The sequence below is a fragment of the Rhodococcus sp. WB9 genome, assembly GCF_007558985.1.
In the GTDB taxonomy this organism is placed as follows: Bacteria; Actinomycetota; Actinomycetes; order Mycobacteriales; family Mycobacteriaceae; genus Rhodococcus_F; species Rhodococcus_F opacus.
The window spans coordinates 7,012,725-7,031,686 of the sequence record NZ_CP041769.1 but is presented as its reverse complement, the minus strand read 5'-3'; the positions used below and the strand labels follow the sequence as shown (position 1 = coordinate 7,031,686).

15 protein-coding genes are annotated in these 18,962 nt (G+C 67.1%); 14 read left to right on the top strand and 1 reads right to left on the bottom strand.

Features of this window, described 5'->3' with window-relative positions; translation table 11 throughout:
• Nucleotides 1-178: 178 nt before the first annotated feature.
• Nucleotides 179-1,609, bottom strand: a complete 1,431-nt coding sequence (locus FND50_RS32740; protein WP_144288512.1) for an aldehyde dehydrogenase — start codon at nt 1,607-1,609, stop codon at nt 179-181.
• 753 nt (nt 1,610-2,362) lie between these two features.
• Between FND50_RS32740 and FND50_RS37325 the strand changes: the two genes are divergently transcribed.
• The 14 genes from FND50_RS37325 (at nt 2,363) to FND50_RS32675 (ending at nt 18,940) form a co-directional block, all read left to right on the top strand.
• On the top strand, nt 2,363-2,737 hold the full coding sequence (locus FND50_RS37325) for an MFS transporter (RefSeq protein ID WP_260850787.1): 375 nt from the start codon (nt 2,363-2,365) through the stop codon (nt 2,735-2,737).
• Entirely contained in the window at nt 2,692-3,723 is a 1,032-nt protein-coding gene (locus tag FND50_RS32735; protein ID WP_260850786.1) for an MFS transporter, read from the top strand. Before FND50_RS37325 ends, FND50_RS32735 begins: the two co-directional genes overlap by 46 nt.
• A 72-nt stretch (nt 3,724-3,795) precedes the next feature.
• Complete coding sequence (locus FND50_RS32730) at nt 3,796-4,899, top strand: LuxR C-terminal-related transcriptional regulator (protein ID WP_144288511.1); 1,104 nt, start codon at nt 3,796-3,798, stop codon at nt 4,897-4,899.
• 146 nt (nt 4,900-5,045) lie between these two features.
• Nucleotides 5,046-7,112, top strand: coding sequence for a hydantoinase/oxoprolinase family protein (locus FND50_RS32725; protein ID WP_144288510.1), 2,067 nt, complete (start codon nt 5,046-5,048; stop codon nt 7,110-7,112).
• Between the two features lie 10 nt (nt 7,113-7,122).
• Nucleotides 7,123-9,042, top strand: coding sequence for a hydantoinase B/oxoprolinase family protein (locus FND50_RS32720; protein WP_144288509.1), 1,920 nt, complete (start codon nt 7,123-7,125; stop codon nt 9,040-9,042).
• A 13-nt stretch (nt 9,043-9,055) separates the two neighbouring features.
• On the top strand, nt 9,056-9,316 hold the full coding sequence (locus tag FND50_RS32715) for a hypothetical protein (protein ID WP_144288508.1): 261 nt from the start codon (nt 9,056-9,058) through the stop codon (nt 9,314-9,316).
• Between the two features lie 33 nt (nt 9,317-9,349).
• Entirely contained in the window at nt 9,350-10,114 is a 765-nt protein-coding gene (locus FND50_RS32710; protein WP_144288507.1) for an SDR family NAD(P)-dependent oxidoreductase, read from the top strand.
• A gap of 42 nt (nt 10,115-10,156) precedes the next feature.
• On the top strand, nt 10,157-11,620 hold the full coding sequence (locus tag FND50_RS32705) for an aldehyde dehydrogenase family protein (protein ID WP_144288506.1): 1,464 nt from the start codon (nt 10,157-10,159) through the stop codon (nt 11,618-11,620).
• Nucleotides 11,621-11,668: 48 nt separating this feature from the next.
• A complete protein-coding gene (locus tag FND50_RS32700) occupies nt 11,669-13,096 on the top strand; it encodes an MmgE/PrpD family protein (protein WP_144288505.1) in 1,428 nt (475 codons plus the stop codon).
• A gap of 67 nt (nt 13,097-13,163) precedes the next feature.
• Entirely contained in the window at nt 13,164-13,628 is a 465-nt protein-coding gene (locus FND50_RS32695) for a MaoC family dehydratase (protein WP_144288504.1), read from the top strand.
• Between the two features lie 52 nt (nt 13,629-13,680).
• Nucleotides 13,681-15,630, top strand: coding sequence for an AMP-binding protein (locus FND50_RS32690; RefSeq protein ID WP_144288503.1), 1,950 nt, complete (start codon nt 13,681-13,683; stop codon nt 15,628-15,630).
• Between the two features lie 10 nt (nt 15,631-15,640).
• Complete coding sequence (locus FND50_RS32685) at nt 15,641-16,807, top strand: acyl-CoA dehydrogenase family protein (protein WP_144288502.1); 1,167 nt, start codon at nt 15,641-15,643, stop codon at nt 16,805-16,807.
• A 184-nt stretch (nt 16,808-16,991) separates the two neighbouring features.
• Nucleotides 16,992-17,786, top strand: coding sequence for an enoyl-CoA hydratase/isomerase family protein (locus FND50_RS32680; RefSeq protein ID WP_260850785.1), 795 nt, complete (start codon nt 16,992-16,994; stop codon nt 17,784-17,786).
• On the top strand, nt 17,783-18,940 hold the full coding sequence (locus FND50_RS32675; protein ID WP_144288501.1) for a CaiB/BaiF CoA-transferase family protein: 1,158 nt from the start codon (nt 17,783-17,785) through the stop codon (nt 18,938-18,940). Before FND50_RS32680 ends, FND50_RS32675 begins: the two co-directional genes overlap by 4 nt.
• Nucleotides 18,941-18,962 lie beyond the last annotated feature (22 nt).

The following is an 18,962-nucleotide window of genomic DNA, read 5'->3' as shown; positions in this document are numbered from 1 at the left end:
GAAAGATCTCGGTGGGATCCGGAGGCGGACCCCCTGTCGAGGGGACTGCTATTTGGTCAGAGCCGTAGTCTTGCTCACCTCCCACGATCTCACCGCGGTGCGGTCGTATGAGACCGTCGGCTCCGTCGAATCCAAACCTCGGGGCCAGTCCGTGCGTGCTGATCTGGAGGGGCAGCTGTCAGACACTACGGAAAATCGTTTTGAGCTCCAGGTACGGCTCGAGGCTGCCGGGCCCGAGTTCTCTACCCATGCCGCTGTTCTTCACGCCGCCGAACGGCGCCTCCGTGGGGAACGACGCGCTGTTGACTCCGATCGTTCCGGTCACGATCCGGCGGGCGACCGCGGTCGCGTGCTCGCGGTCCGGCGAGAAGACCCCGCCGCCGAGGCCGTACTCGGAGTCGTTGGCGATGGCGATCGCCTCGTCCTCGTCCTCGTAGGGAATGACGACGAGGACCGGGCCGAAGATCTCTTCACGGGCGATGCGCATGTCGTTGGTGACGTCCCGGAAGACGGTCGGCTCGATGTAGAAGCCCCGATCGAACGCCGTGGACCGGGCACCGCCGACGACGACCTTCGCCCCTTCGCGTTGCCCCAACTCCAGGTACGACTCGACGCGATCTCGCTGCCGTTCGGACACCAGGGGGCCGAACAGGTTCACGGGGTCGGTGGGATCGCCGATCGGGATCTCTTTCATTGCGGCGCTGACCGCGTCGACCACTTCGTCGTACCGCGATCGGGGTGCGAGCACCCGGGTCAGGGACCGGCAGATCTGACCGGTGTTCGGTGAGCACGCGGTTGCCACGAACGGGGTGAAGGCGTCGAGGTCGACGTCGTCGAGCAGGATGGCGGCGGACTTGCCGCCCAGTTCCAGCGTCACCCGTTTGAGGTCCCTGCCGCACGTCTCGGCGATGGCCTTGCCGGCGACCGTGGACCCGGTGAACGCGATCTTGCGCACCAGCGGATGCTCGACGAGGGCGGTGCCGGTCTCCCGACCTCCGGTGACGACGTTGAGGACCCCGGCGGGGATACCCGCTTCGGTAGCGATCTCGGCGAAAAGAAAAGCATCGAGCGAAGTTTCCGGTGCCGGCTTGATCACGGCGGTACATCCTGCAGCGAGTGCCGGTCCGATCTTCCATGCGAGGAGGGGTTGCGGGCCGTTCCACGGGGTGATCGCCCCGACCACGCCGACCGGCCGGCGCTGCAACAGCGCGTCACCGATCGACGTTTCCAGCGGCTCCTCTTCGGTCAGTCGGTCGGCGAGCGACGCGAAGTACCGGTAGTACTGCGGAACTTGCTGCTGCATCGCCCGGGACACACTGATCGGGGTGCCGTTCTGCCGCGTCACCAGCGCAGCGACCTCGTCGATCCGGCCCTCGTAGGTATCGGCCAGCCGGCGCAAGGACGCGGCCCGCTCGGACGGAGCGGTGGCGGCCCACGCGACCCCGGCGGCGTCGGCTACCTGCACGGCCGCGTCGACATCGGAGGAGTCACCGTCGACGATGGTTGCAAAAACCTCTTCGGTCGCAGGATTGACGACGGAAATCCTCGAGGCGGAGTGCGCGGTCCGGTACCGTCCGTCGATGTAGTGGGACTCGTTGTTGCTGATCATGTTTGTGTCCTCCTGGTCCCATCGCGCGGTGAATGGCGATGAGAAGCGATTAGTTCCGCCGCAAGCATCAGTACGGGTACGTATGACGCCGTCGCACCACAGGCGGGCGAGCAGAGGCGCTCGACTGACTTCTGTCCCGCTGGCACCGGAAAGTGGTCGAGCATCGGTGGCACCCTGGCGTCGCCCGCCACTAGTCAGGATGCGGTGTTCGGTAAACGCTCCTGAAACTTTCCCTCCCAATTCTAAGGACCTCGACACGACTGTGGGAGGTGCTGTCAACCCCCCCCATGTCCGGCGGCAATCGAGTTCTGGGCTCCTGGTGTCGGAGCTGCCCGATTGCCCCTCGTCGGCACAAGCGTGAGGGTCGGTGGTGACGTGCCTCACAAGGATGCATAGCATGAGCGAGGGATGTCTCGGACTAGGTTCTGTACGCGATCGCCGGGGCGCTGCTGCTGAACGAGACCGAGACCGTGCATCTGTTCGATCTAGCGCACTCCCATAATCGGCAGCCAAGCCGACGGCCCGGGCTCGGAGCCGAACGCGTCCCGGTGGACCGCCGTCGCCGCCCGCGACAACGCTGACTCCCTCGCCGCGCGTACCACACATCAGTCCCACCTGAAAAGCGGAGCGGACTGCCGACCTCGGTATCTGGCGGCGACCGTGACCCAGTGCACTTAATTTTAAGCCGACGAGCAGCCGACGCAGCCTAATAGTTTGACGCCACAAAGATCGGTCATCAGAGAGGACTTGACTGTGGCGCAGCAACGCGAGGTGCCCGTTCGGCGGGGTTCACCCAAGAGCGCGAAGAAGGTCGGGGTGGCGGTCATCATCGGAACTTCGCTGGAGTGGTTCGACTTCTACCTCTATGCGTCGATGGCGGCGCTCGTCTTCGGCAAGGTGTTCTTCCCGTCGGCGAATTCGTCGGCCAGTACCCTCGCGGCGTTTTCGACGTTCGCGGTCGGTTTCCTGGCCCGGCCCTTCGGGGGCATCCTCTTCGGAGTACTGGGTGACCGCATCGGGCGCAAGGCGGTGTTGTCGATCAGCCTCTTGATCATGGGAATCGCGTCCGGGCTATCGGATTGGTGCCGTCGTATGCCGCGATCGGCGTGGCGGCACCGGCGCTGTTGATCATCCTGCGGATCCTCCAGGGGTTCGGTGCGAGTGCCGAACTGGGCAGTGCCATCACGGTGGCGTACGAGCATGCCGACGAGAAGACCCGGGGCAAGTACGGCGCCTACCCGGTGATAGGCGCACAGATCGGCCTGCTTGCGGCTTCACTCGCGGTCGCCGCTGTCACCAGTCTCGACGACGCAGCTCTCTACACGTGGGGATGGCGGGTGCCGTTCATCGCGAGTTTCGCGATCGTGGTCGTAGGCTATTGGATTCGCCGCGCGATGCCCGAGTCGGAGGAATTCGAGAAGGTGGCGACCGAGGCGCGACAACGTAAGGGCTTCCAGATTCTGCGTGACCTGGTGCGCGGCAACTGGCGGGGTCTTGTCGTGGTTGCGGCCGTGTACGGCGGGTACTCCGCGCTTTCCTACACCTTCAAGACGTTCTCGCTGTCCTACCTCACGGAGTTTCAGGGTGTGGCGAAGAATGTCGGCGCTCTCGGGGTAACGTTCGCGAGTATTGCGGCGATCATCGCGTGTCCGTTGATCGGGCGCCTGTCCGATCGCGTGGACACCCGCAAGGTCATGATCGGTGCGGCGATCGGGGTCACGCTGATGGCCTTCCCTGCCTTCTGGCTATTCGACACCGGGCGCTCCCCGCTCATCTGGGGTGTCATGGTCGTGACTACGGGTGTCCTGGCACCGATGATCATGGTGGCGGCGAGCCCGTTCATGGCACGGCAATTCCCCACCGAGGTCCGCGCCTCGGGCATCGGCACCGGCCGAGAGGTCAGCGGCGCCGCCGCAGGTGGCCTGGCCCCGATCATCGCGCTGACGATGGTCACCCTGTCGCCCACTCACTCGGCGTGGGGCGTATCGCTGCTGATCATCGGGTGCGCGGTTCTGGTGATCGGTGGCGGGCTGTTCGACCAATCCCGTCGGGTGGCACGTACCGCGACCGCCGCATCGGCGGTGGCGGAGGCGGCGGAGCCGCAGCGGCGCTGACTCGCCGCAGTGACGTGGCACATCGGAATGCATAGCATGATGGTTAGGTCAGCGTCTTCATGGGAGTGCAGTATGAGCAACACGTCGATCGGACAGGACGCAGTGGCGCTGGGTGGTGTGGTCGCCGACCTCATCCACGACGTGAGTGTGCTGCTCGACCTCGACCTGAGCGGCCCGCAGCCGGCCGGCGCGGACTCCCACAGTCGGACGCTGGGTTACCTGTGGGACCTGGTGACCGCGAAGATGCTGCATGCGATCGGCGAACACGAGCCGTCGTCCGATGCCCTGAAGTCCTTGATGGCGATTCTCAGTCGTATCCGCGAGGCGGAGGCTGCAATTGCGCAGCTGGGGCTGGCCGACCACGCGGAGATTCTGACCAAGGTTCAGTCGGCGTTGGCGCGGGTCGGCGATGTGCAGACGGTCGACGCGTTGCTGGCCCGCGCTCCCGAGGCGGTGTGCAGCCTCGGCTTCGATCGTGCGCTGCTGTCGACGGTGGACGGGTCGTGGCGGTTGCATTCGATGCACGTCGTCCGCGATCCTCGCTGGGCGGAGGAGATCGTGGCGGTGGGCACGGAGAATCCGCCGGTGCTCGACCGCATGCTGGTCGAGAACGACACCGTGGTCGGTGCTCGCGCGGCCATCGTCCACGAGGTGCAGGACAACCCTCGCGTCAACCGTCCGCTTGCCGAGATCACCAGATCCTCGTCGTACGGCATTGCGCCGCTGATTGTCGACGGTGACGTCGTCGGCTTGGTGCACGGCGACTGCTATCACCAGCAACGCAATCTCACCAGTGTCGATCAAGCCCTGTTGGCGACGTTCGCCGAAGGAATGAGCCAGAACCTGGCGAGAGTGAGTGTGCTCGAAGGCCTTTCGACGCTCCGCACCCAACTGGACGGGCTCGGCCGCTGGACCAAGGCATCCGGGCAGGGGGTAGCGAAGTCCGTCGCGCTCGGTCGCGACGACGATTCCGTCCTCACCCGCCGCGAGGTGCAGATCGTGAAACTCATGGCGGACGGCGACTCCAACGGCAAGATCGCCCGCAGGCTGGTCATCTCCGAGGGAACCGTCAAGACCCACATCACCCGCATACTGCGCAAACTCGGTGCCGCCAACCGGGCTGAGGCCGTGTCGATCTGGCTGCGCAATTCCGACGTCACGCGCACTACGCGCTAAATAAGGCTGATCAAGCCGAAGGTCGTACGAAACTACGACCTTGGGCAGATGTTCCCGCACCCTCCGTGCGGAAAAGTGACCTGCAACACAAACGTGGCGCAGATGGCTGCGCATGTCACTGCAGAACACAGCACGGAGGCCGAGATATGACGCAGAGTGAGCGGGCAGCCGACTGGATAGTCGGCATCGATGTCGGTGGCACCTTCACCGACATCATTGCGCTCAACCGCAAGACGGGTGAGACCCGAGACGGCAAGGTGCTGTCGACCCTCCAACAGGAGGAGGGTGTACTGCTGAGCATCGAGGCGATCGGTGTCGAGGTCCCGGACGTCGCGGAGATCGTGCACGGGCACACGGTGGGCATCAACGCACTGCTCAGCCGAACCGGCGAGCGCACCGGCCTGATCGCGACCCGCGGACACCGGGACCTGCTCGACATCGGACGCATGCACCGCGAATTCGGTGACCGGTTTTACGACCCCACCTGGCTGCGGCCGCACCAGGAGCGCCCCATCGTGCAGCGCGAGTCGCGTTTCGGTGTTCCCGAGCGGCTGCGGTACGACGGTTCCGAGTTGTTGCCGTTGGACGAGAATGCCGTTCGCGACGCTGCGCGTTCGCTGGCGAGCCAGGGTGCGAAGTCGGTGGCCGTGTGTTTGATGAACTCCTACATCAACCCCGACCACGAGCAGCGGGCGGCTGAGATCGTCGCAGAAGAGTTGCCGGACGCCTACATTCAGACTTCTGCACTCTACCCGGTGACCAAGGAGCACGAGCGCACCACGACCGTCGCCCTCGACGCGTACGTCGGTCCGGCCGTCGTCGGCTACCTCGACCGACTGATGAGTCGGCTCTCCGAGCGTAATTACGCCGGGACGCTGTGGATCATGATGATGAACGGCGGCGTCGCGACGTTCGCCGACGCCGGCCGCGCCCCGGTGTTCCAGCTGGTCTCCGGTCCGGTCGGCGGCGTGAGTGGCAGCGTCAAACTCGCCAACGAGAGCAGCTCGCCGAACCTGCTCACCATTGACGTCGGCGGCACGAGCACGGACGTGGCGGCGATCGTGGCCGGCAAGACACCGCTCACCGATCTGTGGACGTTGGAAACCGGTCTCACCCTGACCATGCCGCTGGTGGACGTGGAGAGCGTCGGTTCGGGCGCCGGTAGCCTGATCCGGCCCAGCACGCTCGGCAATGTGGCGGTCGGTCCGGCGTCGGCCGGCTCGAACCCCGGGCCGGTGTGTTACCAGCGCGGTGGTGTCGAGCCCACACTCACCGATGCGTGCGCGGCTCTCGGGGTCCTCCAGGCGGACCTGTTCGCCAACGGTTCCATTGAGCTCGACATCGACGCCTCGCTCGATGCGCTCGGGAAGACCGGTGAGCAGTTCGGCATGTCGGCCCTCGAACTCGCGTCGGCGGCCTACGAGGTCGCCTGTGAAGACATCGCGGCGAAGGTCCGCACCATTTCGGTGTACCGGGGGCTCGACGTCCGCGAGTTCGCCCTGCAGCCCTCAGGCTCGGCAGGCCCGATGCTCGCCGACCGCGTCGGGCAGATCCTGGGCCTGGACAAGGTGATCGTGCCGCGCAACCCGGGCCAGTTCTCGGCCATGGGACTGCTGCGCAGCGACCTGATGGTCACCCGGGCACAGTCGATCATGGCCCCGCTCGCACCTGCGAGCGCCGAGGCGATCGAGGCCGCCTTCGTCGCGCTGGAGAACCGCATCCGCGGTGAACTCGACAGCCAGGGCGCCGACGTGGATCGAATCCGCTTCGAGCGGGCCGTTTTCGCGATGTACCGCGGCCAGACGTGGGACAACCGCATGCCCATCCACCCGGGAGCTCTCACCACCGACAGTGTGACCGAGCTGGTACCGCAATTCCACGACTTCTACCGGGAATCCTACGGTTTCGCGGCGACGGAGATTCCCGTCGTGATCTCGACGGTGGAGGTGACGGCGATCATCCCGCGCAAGCAGCACAAGACCGACCTCACCCCCGACGACGGAGAGGCGTTCCTGCGCACGGCGGAGCTCACCTTGCCGGGCACGACCGAGCAGGTCGAGGTGTCCATCTACGTCCGGGAGCGACTCGAACCCTTCGAACGGGTGCAGGGCCCCGCCCTCGTCGCGGAAAAGTTCGCGACCACCCTCGTCCTTCCCGGCCGGACGGCCTACGTGGACGGCGACCTGAATCTCATCATCGAGCCCCAGAGCTGAGGAACAGACCATGACGATCACCACCCCTGACGCCGGCCCCGCCGTCGACGTCGAACTCGACATCCTCCGCTACGGCCTCACCGAGGTCGCCCGCGAGATGCTCGACTCGCTGATGCGCAGCGCCTTCTCCCCGGTCTGCCGCGACATCCTCGACTGCACCAGCGCCATTCACATGCGCACCGACGACGGCTGGGAAACCATCGCACTGTGGGAGGGCTGCATGCAGCACGCCTTCACCGCCCCGCACATCGCGAACTTCGTGATGGACGACTGGGACATCGACAACATGCAACCCGGCGACGTCATCTTCGTCAACGATCCGTGGCGCGGCACCATCCACCAGTCCGACGTCAACCTGCTCCGGCCCGTCTTCGTCGACGGCCGGGTGGAATTCCTGCTGCACTCGACGTCCCACCTCGTCGACCTCGGTGGCGCGATCCCGGGCGGCTTCTCCAACGGCACCCAGACGCACTTCGAGGAACAGCTCAAACTGCCGCCGACATTGCTGTATGCGAACGACGTGCCGGTTCGCCCGACGTTCAACTTCATCCTGGAGAACAACCGCGTCCCGCAGCTCGTGCTCGGCGACCTGCGTGCCCTGCACGGTTGCCTGGTCGTCGGAGAGCGCCAGCTGCAGGATCTGATCGCTCGCGGTGGCCTGGAGAAGGTGCGCGCGGCCGGCCGCTACGCCATCGAGGCCACCGAGGCGAGCATGCGGCGCGGCATTGCGAGCATCCCGGACGGCGACTACACCGCCGAGGACTTCCTCGACGAGGACGGCGTCAGCGACGAACCGATTCCGGTCCACGTGACCGTGAAGGTGCGCGGCGACTCCATGGAGATCGACTTCTCCGGGTCCGGACGCCAGCCCCTCGGCAATTGCGGTACCGCGTGGTGCGAGGCCTCACGCTGCATCGAGGCGGTCAAGCTGATGGTCGACCCGTCGACACCGGTCAACAGCGGCACGCTACGGCCGATCGAAACCCTGCTGCCGTCCGGCAGCGTGGTGCAGGTGCTGCCGCCGTCGAGTTGCTCCAACCACGCCGACATCGGCGCCCGGGGAATCAACGTCGTCACCCAGGCCCTGAGCCAGGCGATGGACGAGGCATTCGCCTGCGACACCGGCACCGCCGTCGTCGTCAGCCTCGGCGGCATCGATACCCGTCCGGGCCACGAAGGCACGCCGTGGGGCGCGTTCGCGCTCGCCGGCGGCGGCTGGGGCGGCACATGGAAGGACGACGGTGTCTCCTTCTGCGTGATTCCGATCGGCAACTGCCGGACATCGGTGCAGGAACACGTCGAGATCGAGAGCCCCCTGGTCATCGTCCAGCACGAGATGGTGATCGACACCGCCGGGGCCGGAGAGTTCCGCGGCGGTCTCGGCTCGGTCTACTCGATCTTCGCCGAGTCCGACACGATGGTCACCATCACCGCCGACCGGGTCCGCCTCGGCGCTCCCGGCTCGAACGGCGGCGGCGCGGGCTCACCGGCCTACGGCTGGTACATCGAGAACTTCGACCTCGCCGAACACGGTGACCCGCTCGACCTGCGTGGGGCCGAACCGTTGTTCGGCATGTTCGACGAACAGGGCCGGCCGGACCCGAACGACGGCGAATTCGGCCGCGGCGCGCGCTACCAGACCGGTAAGTTCTCCGGACTGATCCTCAAAGCCGGCGACGCGCTCCGCTTCGTGATCGGCGGCGGCGGCGGCTGGGGTGACCCCCTGGCCCGTATCCCCGGGAAGGTGCTGCAAGACGTCCGCAGCGGGCTCGTGAGCCCCGAGTTCGCGGCTGACGCCCACGGGGTCGTGATCACGAACGGTGACGTCGACGAGGCCGCCACCACAGCGAGGCGTGCGCAGCTCGCCGCCGACCGCGACCAGGGCCGCTGGAGCGTGCCCGTCGCCACCCCCCGCAACTGGAACCTCTGAGAAAGGCATCCCCATGGCAGTCGACCGGCTCCTGTTCCCCCGCCCCGAGACCGACCGGGTCTACGTCGAACGCACCACCGTCGACGGTGAATGCCCGTCCTGCGGCGCACCGAGTCTCGCCCGCTACCCCGTGGCCAACCACCTCGGCCCCCGCATGGTCGTCAAGTGCCAGGCGTGCTTTCACCATGTGTCGGTGACCCGCCCGGAGCCGGAGGACCACTGGCCCGCATGGCGTTCACCAGCCCGCGACTGGCCGGCCTCACGGGTCGGATAGGTACCACGCATCTACTCGGAAGAAGGACAGAAAATGTCAGGATTACTCGACGGGAAAGTAGTACTCGTCACCGGCGCGGCGGGAGGCATCGGGCGGGCGACATCCCTGCTGGCCGCGAAGGAAGGCGCCCGGGTCGCGGCGACCGATGTGTCCGAGGAGGGCGTCGCGGCGACGGCAGACCTGGTGCGCGCGGCGGGCCGGGAGGCGATCGCGCTTCCCGCCGACCTCACGGTCGGCGCCTCGGTGGATGCGATGGTCGCCGCGGTCGTCGACCACTACGGCCGCCTGGACGGCGCGTTCAACAACGCGGGCGTGAGCGGCGGGCAGATCGGTCAGGGCGGTCGAGCCGTCGCGGAGTGGGACGAGGAGGCCTTCGACCGCGCCGTCGCCGTGAACCTCAAGGGCGTGTGGCTGTGTATGCGCGCCGAGTTGAAGCAGATGACGACACAGGGTGGGGGCGCCATCGTGAACACGGCCTCCCTCGCCGGTCTCACCGGATTCAAGACCACGGCCGGGTATGCGGCGGCCAAACACGGCGTCGTCGGCCTGACGAAAACTGCGGCAATCGAATACGCGCCGGCCATCCGGATCAACGCGGTGTGCCCGGGCTATACCGACACCGATTTGATGAAGGATGCCAAGCGCCGCAGCGGATCCACCATCATGGCGCGAATCCCCTTCGGCGCACTCGCGCAACCCGACGACATCGCCGAAATGGCGTGCTGGCTCCTCTCCGATCGCGCCGGTTATGCGACCGGCGGCTCCTTCGTCGTCGACGGCGGCTACATGGCGGGCTGACAGATGTTGCTGCCACGAAATCTGACGGGAAAGGACCAATTCATGACTGCACCGATTGTCAAGGCGGAGTGCCACATAGACGGGCGGTGGCATGCGGGCGAAGGAGAGGCGATTCATTCGGTCAACCCGACGACCGGTCGGGAACTGGCCGTCACGCCGGCGGCAAGCCGGCAGCAGGCCACCGCGGCGGTGTCCGCGGCCCGGCGAGCGTTCGACGACGGCGAGTGGAGCCGCCTCGGGCCGGGTGAGCGCAGTGCCCTGCTGCACCGGCTGGCGGATCTGCTCGAGCGGGACCGGGAGACGATCGTCGACCTCGCCGCCACCGAGATCGGCACACCGATCAGCAGCGCCGCGACGTTGCACGTCGATCTGCCCGTCCGATTCTTCCGGTGGTTCGCCGATGCGGCGGCGCGCGGTCCGCGGGACGGGTACGAGCAACCCCTTCCGCTGCATCACGACCCGATCGTCTCCAGCAGCATGCTGGTGCGGGACGCCGCCGGTGTAGTGGCCGCTGTGGTCGCCTACAACGTCCCGGTCATGATGTGCGCGTACAAGCTCGGCCCCGCGCTGGCGTCGGGCTGCTCCACGGTCCTGGTGACCTCGCCGCGGGCCGTCCTGTTGACGGCCGCGATCATGCGTTTGATCGAAGAGGCGGGATTCCCCCCGGGCGCGGTCAACCTGGTCTTCGGTCCGCCGAGCGTGACGGAACAGGTGGTCGGTGCCCCGGAGGTCGACCTGGTGACGTTCACCGGTTCCGCCGCGGTCGGCAGCAAGATCCTCACCTTGGCGGCCCCGACCCTGAAGAAGGTCGTCCTCGAGCTCGGCGGCAAATCACCCAACATCGTGCTGCCCGGCACCGACATCGAGAAGGCGGTGCCCGCCTCCGCGCTGCGCTTCACCCGCAACAGCGGCCAAGCGTGCGGGGCGACGACACGAACCCTGGTGCCCCAGGCTGATTTCGACGAGTACGTCGAGCGGTCGGGCAAGTTCCTCGGTGGCCTCACGGTCGGCGATCCCCATCACCCCGACACCGTCCTGGGGCCGCTGATCACCGGCGAACACCGTGGAAATGTGGAGGGGTTCCTGGCGCGTGCCCGGGAGGCCGGCGCCGAGGTACCTGTCGGCGGGGGCAGGCCGCCCGGCCTCGATGACGGCTTCTTCCTCGAACCGACTCTGGTGACCGGCATTTCGAACGACGCCGAGATCGCGCAGGAGGAACTCTTCGCGCCCGTCGGAGTGGTGATGCCGTACACCGACCTGGACGAGGCCGTCCGCATGGCCAACGGTGTCAAGTACGCCCTCAACGCCAACGTGTGGGGCCCCACCCCCGATGCTCTCGCGTTCGCCCGCCGCGTGCGCTCGGGCACGGTCACCATCAACGGCGGTGGCGGCATGCGCGGGGACGCTCCATGGGGCGGTCCCGGACACAGCGGAATCGGCCGCGAGGGCGGCGAAGAGGGATTCCGGGAGTTCTTCGAAGTCAAGCACATCCAGTGGCCGGTGTAACCGAACCGACGTCACGATCACCATCTCAGCAACAAGAGGAAGAATCTGATGCCAACAATTGTCGAAGAACTCGCGGATTTCGCCGCCCGCGCCGAGGGACGATCGCTCCCGGGTGACGTGGTTGCCGAGTCCAAGCGGATTCTGCTGGACACCCTCGGCTGCGCGGTGGCGTCGCTCGGCGACGCGGGCGCGCGCCGGGGCATCGAGCACGGCCGGTTCCTCGGAGGGTCGGGTGGCTCGGCGTCGATCATCGGCACGGGCACGACGACGTCGGTACCCGGTGCGGCGTTCGCCAACGCCGAATTGATCAACGCCCTCGATCAGGACGCAGTCCTGCCGCCCGGTCACGTGACGCCCTACGTCGTGCCCGGTGCGCTGGCGACGGCCGAAGCCCTGCACTCCTCGGGCGAACGGCTCCTCACGGCGATCGCCGTTGCACACGAGATGTCGTACCGCATCGGCAAGGCCACCGATTATCTGCGCGACATCAAGGACGGCGTCGTCACGATCCCGAAGGTCATCGGTTACAGCAGCACGCTGTTCGGTGCGGCGGCGGCGATCGGCGTCGTCAAGAGTTTCGGCAGCGACACGCTGGCCGATGCACTCGGGATCATGGGCTCGACGATGCCCACCAATACCCAACGGGCCTGGATGATGCACGCGCCCTCGACGACGATCAAGTACCAACTCGCGGGCGGGATGGCCCTGTCGGCGGTGACGGCCGCACACCTGGCCGAACTCGGGCACACCGGTGACCGCCAGATGCTCGATGACCGCGAATACGGCTTCCCCCGATTCATCGGGACCTCACGCTGGGAGCCGGCGCCGATTACCGCGGGTTTGGGGACGGAGTGGACCTTCACCCCGTTCCAGTCGTTCAAGCCGTATCCCCACTGCCGGGTGATGCACGCGCTGTTCGACGCCCTCACCGAGATCATCGAGGTCAACGACATCAAACCCGACGAGATCGACGCCATCAACGCCTGGGGCGAGAGCTTCGTGATGCAGCCGGTGTGGGTCAACGAGACCATCCGCAATCCACGCGATGCGCAGTTCAGCATGACTCACGGCCTCGCGCTCGCCGCCCACCGGATTCCCCCGGGCAAGGACTGGCAGACGCCGGAAGCAGTGCTCGATCCGTCCGTCCTCGAGCTGACCACGAAGACGACGTTCCAGGAGCACCCCGACTACACCGCGGCGCTGGCGAGTAACCCGGCCGCACGCCGCTCGCGCGTGGAGGTCCACGCGCGCGGAACCCAGTTCTCGGGCGAACGCGGCTACCCCAAGGGCAGCCCGTCGCCGGATCCGGTCACCTACATGACCGACGACGAACTGATCGCCAAATTCCGCCACAACATCGACGGGGTGGTGAACGACACCGACGCGGACGCCGTCATCGAAGCCGTGTACGACCTCGAGAACGTCACCGACATCGCAACGATCCTGAATCGATTGCGGCCCAAGTCTGCTGACTGATCACGCAGCGAAACTACACACGCAGCGACCGAGGGACCTACTCGTCGCTCGAGAGAAAGGACGTCACATGCCAGGTCTGTACTTCGAGGAATTCGCACCGGGAATGGTCATCGACCACGAGGTGCGACGTACCGTGACCGAAACTGACAATGTCATGTTCAGCACGATGACCCTGAACATGGCACCGCTCCATCTGGATGCGGAGTACAGCAAGGACTCCATCCACGGGCAGCGCCTGGTGAACAGCCTGTTCCTCCTCGGCCTCGTTGCCGGTATCTCGATGCACGACACCACCTACGGGACCACCCTCGGCAACCTCGGCTTCGATTCGATCAAGTTCCCGAAGCCGGTGTTCCACGGTGACACCATCCATGTGCGCACCGAGATCGTCTCGGCTCGGGAGTCGAAGAGCCGCAATGACTCCGGCATCGTCACCTTCCGTCATTACGGCCTCAACCAGCGTGACGAGATCGTGTGCGACGCCACCCGTGTCGGCCTGATGCTCAAGAAGTCGGCCGACGCGCAGGCCTGACCGCTCATCCCGAACCCGACGACCGACAGCCCCAGACAAGGAGAACACGGAAATGGGCATCAGTAGCCAGCCCGAGGAGATGGCCTGGGTTCCGGGCCCCGCGGTGCGCGGGCGCGCGAGGTTGCTCGCGGCGATGAAGAGCTGGGGCTTCGGCGACGACGCCACCGCTGTCGCCGAGCTGGGCCGTCGCGCCGTCGCCGACCCCGGGTGGTTCTGGCGCGAGGCGCTCGCCGACCTGGACGTCGAGTTCTCGGTGCCGTTCGACCGGGTGCTCGACGAGTCCGAGGGCAGGGAGTTCCCGCGATGGTTCCCGGGCGGCCGGATCAACGTCGCCGAACTGGCGGCCCTGCGGCATGCCCACGGTGACCTCGCAGGCAAGACCGCGGTGGTCTACGAGGGCGACGGGGGCCAGCGGCGCACGCTGACGTTCGCGGAACTCGCGGCGGAGGTGAGCCGGTTCGCGGCGCACCTCGCGGGGCTGGGCGTGCGCCGCGGCGATCGCGTGGTGCTGTTCATGCCGGTCGTACCCGAGGCAGCCGTAGCCTTCCTCGCCATTGCGATGATCGGCGCGGTCGCGGTACCCACATTCAGCGGATACGCGCCCGACGCCCTGGCCACCCGGCTGCAGGATTCGGACGCCGTGCTGCTGGTGACCGCCGACGGCACGACCCGTCGCGGCAAGGTCGTCGCGATGAAGGCGACCGCGGACGCGGCACTGGCACAGGCACCATCGGTCCACTCCGTCGTGGTGATCCGGCACCTGGGCACCGACGTGCCGATGCAGGCCGGCCGCGACGTCTACTACGACGAACTGCCCGCCGATCCGGACCCCGTCGACGTGGCGGACACCGAGTCGAACGACCCGCTCACGATCGTCTACACGTCCGGTACCACGGGCAGGCCGAAGGGAATCGTGCACTCGCACGGGGGTTTCGCGGCCAAGACGGCGGTCGACTTCGCCTACGGCTTCGACGTGCACGCCGACGACGTGGTCTCCTGGATCACCGACCTCGGGTGGCTGGTGGGCCCGATGCTCATGACCGGTCCGCTGCAGCTCGGTGCGACGATCGTGATGATCGAGGGCCTGCCCACCCATCCCGCACCGAATCGTATGTGGGAGATCGTGAACCGTAACGGCGTCACCGTGCAGGGCATCGCGCCGACGGCGGCCCGCGCACTGAAGGCGGCGGGCGACGGCACCGCTCCGGAGATGCCGACCCTGAAGACGTTCGTATCGACCGGTGAAGCCTGGGACGAGCCGACCTGGTTCTGGCTGTTCGAGGAGGTCGGCGGGCGCGAGCGCGCGATCGTCAACTACAGCGGCGGTACCGAGGTCGGCGGCGGCATCCTCGTCGGCTATCCGTTCCTGCCCGCCGCACCGGCGGCCTTCACCGGACCGCTGCCCGGTGTCGATGCTGCCGTCCTCGACGACGACGGCAAACCCGTCGTCGGCCAGATCGGCGAACTCGCGGTGCTCAACACGTTCCCCGGGATGACGCACGCCTTCTGGCAGGACCGGGACCGCTACCTGGACACCTACTGGAGCCGCTGGGACGGCGTCTGGGTGCACGGCGACCTCGCGAGCGTCGACACTGGCGGGATGTGGCGGATCCACGGCCGCTCGGACGACACGATCAAGTTGTCCGGGCGCCGGGTGGGGCCTGCCGAGATCGAGGCCGCCCTGCTGCGGGACGACCGGATCACGGAGGTCGCGGTGATCGGCGTGCCGGACGAGATGCGCGGTCAGCGCGCGGTGGCATTCGCGGTTCTGCGCGGGGGCGGTGTCGACGGCGACGACCTGCAGGCGACGGCGTTGGCCAATGCGGGCAAATCCTTTGCACCCGAGGTCTATGCGGTGCCGACGCTGCCGAAGACGAAGAACGGAAAGATCATGCGCCGCGCCATCCGGTCGCGGTTCATCGGTGCCCCGATCGGCGACATGTCGTCGCTCGACCCGGCGACGCCGCTCGAGGACATTCCCGTGTACGCGGGCGAAGACTAGGAGTACTGAGATGGCAGATTTCGATACCGAAAGCAACATCGAGATCGTCCGCAAGGCGACTCGCGAGCTGGCGCGGAAGTTCGACAACAACTACTGGCTGGACAAGGACAACAAGCACGAATATCCCTGGGATTTCATCAAGGCCTTCGCGGACGGGGGCTGGCTCGGCGCGATGATCCCGGAGGAGTACGGCGGGATCGGCCTGGGCCTGCAGGAGGCCGCGGTGATGATGGGCGAGATCGCGTCGTCCGGCGGCGGCATGAGCGGTGGCTCGGCGATCCACTTCTACGTCTTCCCGCCCGCGCCGATCGTCCGGTACGGCTCGGAGGAGATGAAGCGCAAGTATCTCCCCAAGCTGGCGTCGGGTGAGATGCTCACCGCGTTCGGCATCACCGAGCCGACCGCCGGCGTGGACACCTCGCGCATCAAGACCAAGGCGACCAAGGTCGACGGCGGCTGGGTCATCAACGGCCAGAAGGTGTTCATCACCAACGCCCAGAACGCGCACCGCATCCTGCTGCTGGCCCGCACAAGCCCGCGAGACGAGAACAAGCCGCTGGCCGGGATGACGATCTTCTTCGCCGAACTCGACCCCGAGCACGTCACGATCCGCGAGATCGACAAGCTCGGCCGCGCGGCCATCGACACGAACGAGCTGTTCATCGACAACCTGTTCGTGGCCGACGAGGACGTCGTCGGCGAGGTCGACAAGGGCTTCTACTACATCATCGACGGACTCAACCCAGAACGCATCGTGGTCGCGATGGAGGGCATCGGCCTCGGCCGCGCTGCCCTCGAGATCGGTACCGAGTACGCGAAGAACCGGGTGGTGTTCGATCGCCCGATCGGCCAGAATCAGGCCGTCGCCCACCCGCTCGCGGACTCGTGGATCCGTCTCGAGGCGGCCGAGCGGATGGCGATGCACGCCGCGAAACTCTTCGACGACAAGCAGGAGTGCGGGCACGAGGCCGCGGCAGCGAAGTACCTCGGCGCCGAGGCCGGCTTCGAAGCGTGCGACCGGGTGTTCTCGACCCTGGGCGGCTACGCGTATGCGAAGGAATACCACATCGAGCGGCTGTGGCGGGAGGTGCGCCTGCTGCGCAACGCGCCGTTCTCGCAGGAGATGGTGCGCAACTACGTCTCGCAGCAGGTGCTCGACCTGCCGCGGTCGTACTGAGCCCACCGATGAAGGAGTCAGCGTCCTGCACCCGATGCCCGCACCGCGTTTCCGCGGCACACCCGCACGGGAACCCGTGAACCACGGGTGGGCACCGGCGGACTACGGACGACGCGTCGCGATGGGCGGCGCCTGAGCGGACCGCCGTCGCACTGCTCTACCCGAGAATTTCCAGAAAGGAGTAATGGTGACCAGCTACGAGGCCTTCACCTCACTGACGGTGGACCGCCCGGAAGACGGCATTCTCCGTATCGTGCTGGACGGGCCGCACCTCAATGCGGTGGGCCCGGACGCGCACCGCGAGCTAGCCGACATCTGGCCGGTGATCGGCCTCGACGAGTCGGTGCGCGCCGTGGTGATTCGCGGCGCCGGTGAGCGGGCCTTCTCTGCAGGAGGCAGCTTCGATCTCGTCGAGAACATGATCGGCGACTACTCGTCGCGGACCCGGGTGATGCGCGAGGCACGAGACCTGGTGCGCAACATCATCGAGGTGCCGCAGCCGATCATTTCCGCGATCAACGGACCAGCTGCCGGTGCCGGTCTGGTCGCCGCTCTGCTGGCCGACATCTCGGTCGCGGGCCGTCGCGCCAAGATCGTCGACGGTCACGTCCGGCTCGGTGTCGCCGCCGGTGACCACGCCGCCATCTGCTGGCCGCTGCTGACGAGCATGGCGAAGGCCAAGTACCACCTGCTCACCAACGAGGTGCTCACCGGCGAGGAGGCGGAGCGGATCGGCATGGTCTCGCTGTGCGTCGACGACGACCAGGTGCAGGACCGGGCGATGGAGATCGCGCGGAAGCTGACCGCCGGCTCGCGGACCGGTATCCAGGGCACCAAGATGGCACTCAACGGCTGGTACCGGCAGGCGATGCCGATCTTCGACGCCTCGTTGGGACTGGAGTTCTACGGCTTCGGTGGCCCCGACGTGGTCGAGGGCGTGTCCTCGCACCGGGAGAAGCGGGAGCCGAAGTTCTCGTGAGCGGAACCGAACAGGAAAGGCAGGGCCCGCTCGCGGGCATCACCGTCGTCGGTCTGGAGCAGGCGATCTCGGCGCCGCTGTGCACGCGCCATCTCGCGGACCTCGGGGCTCGGGTGATCAAGGTGGAGGCGCCGGGCTTCGGCGATTCGACCCGCGCGTACGACTCCGTGGTCGGTGGGATGTCGGCGCACTTCACCTGGCTCAACCACGGCAAGGAGTCGGCGACGCTGGACCTCAAGTCGGCCGCCGACGTGGGGATTTTCCGGAACATCCTCTACACGGCCGACGTCGTGGTCAGCAATCTCGCCCCGGGCGCGCTCGATCGGCTGGGGATCGGGACCGCTGAGCTTTCGCGTTGCTATCCGCGTCTGATCGTGGTGGACATCTCCGGTTACGGGAAGGGTGGTCCCCTCGACCACAAGCGGGCGTACGACCTGCTCATCCAGGCTGAGGGCGGGTCCTGCAGCATCACCGGCGCACCGGGGCATCCGGCCAAGCCGGGCATTCCGGTGGCCGACGTCGGTACCGCGTTGTACGCGTATTCCGCGGTGCTGGCCGCGCTGTACGACCGGGAGCGGACCGGCCGGGGAGCGGTCATCCCGATCGCCATGCTCGACACCGTCGCCGAGATGATGGGGTTCGCCCTCAACCAGGTGATCCACGCCGGTACCGAGCCGGTGCCCGTCGGTATGGGCTCACCGATGATCGCACCCTACGGCGCGTACCCGACCTCCGACGGCCAGACCGCGGTGCTCGGGACCACCAACGACCGGGAGTGGCGTCGCCTGGCCGAGATGATCGGCAGGCCTGAGCTCGCCGACGAGCCGCGTTACGCGCACAACGACACTCGCGTCGAGGCGCGTGACGAATTGGACGCGGTCGTGGGCGCGTGGTGCGCGGAGCACACGCTGGCGGAGATCCAGAAGACGGCCGACTCGGCGGGCATCGGCAACGCGCGGCTCAACAGCGTGCGCGACCTGGCCGAGCACCCGCAGCTGATCGAGCGCGGCCGGTGGCGCGAGGTGGGGACGCCGTCCGGCCCGGTGCCGGCGCTGCTGCCGCCGGCGGTGGCCGACGGGTGGCCGGTGCGCAGCGGATCGGTGCCCGCACTGGGTGCGCACACCGACTCGGTCCGTGCAGAGTTCGGCCGCTAAAGACGAAGGCGAATACAGATGA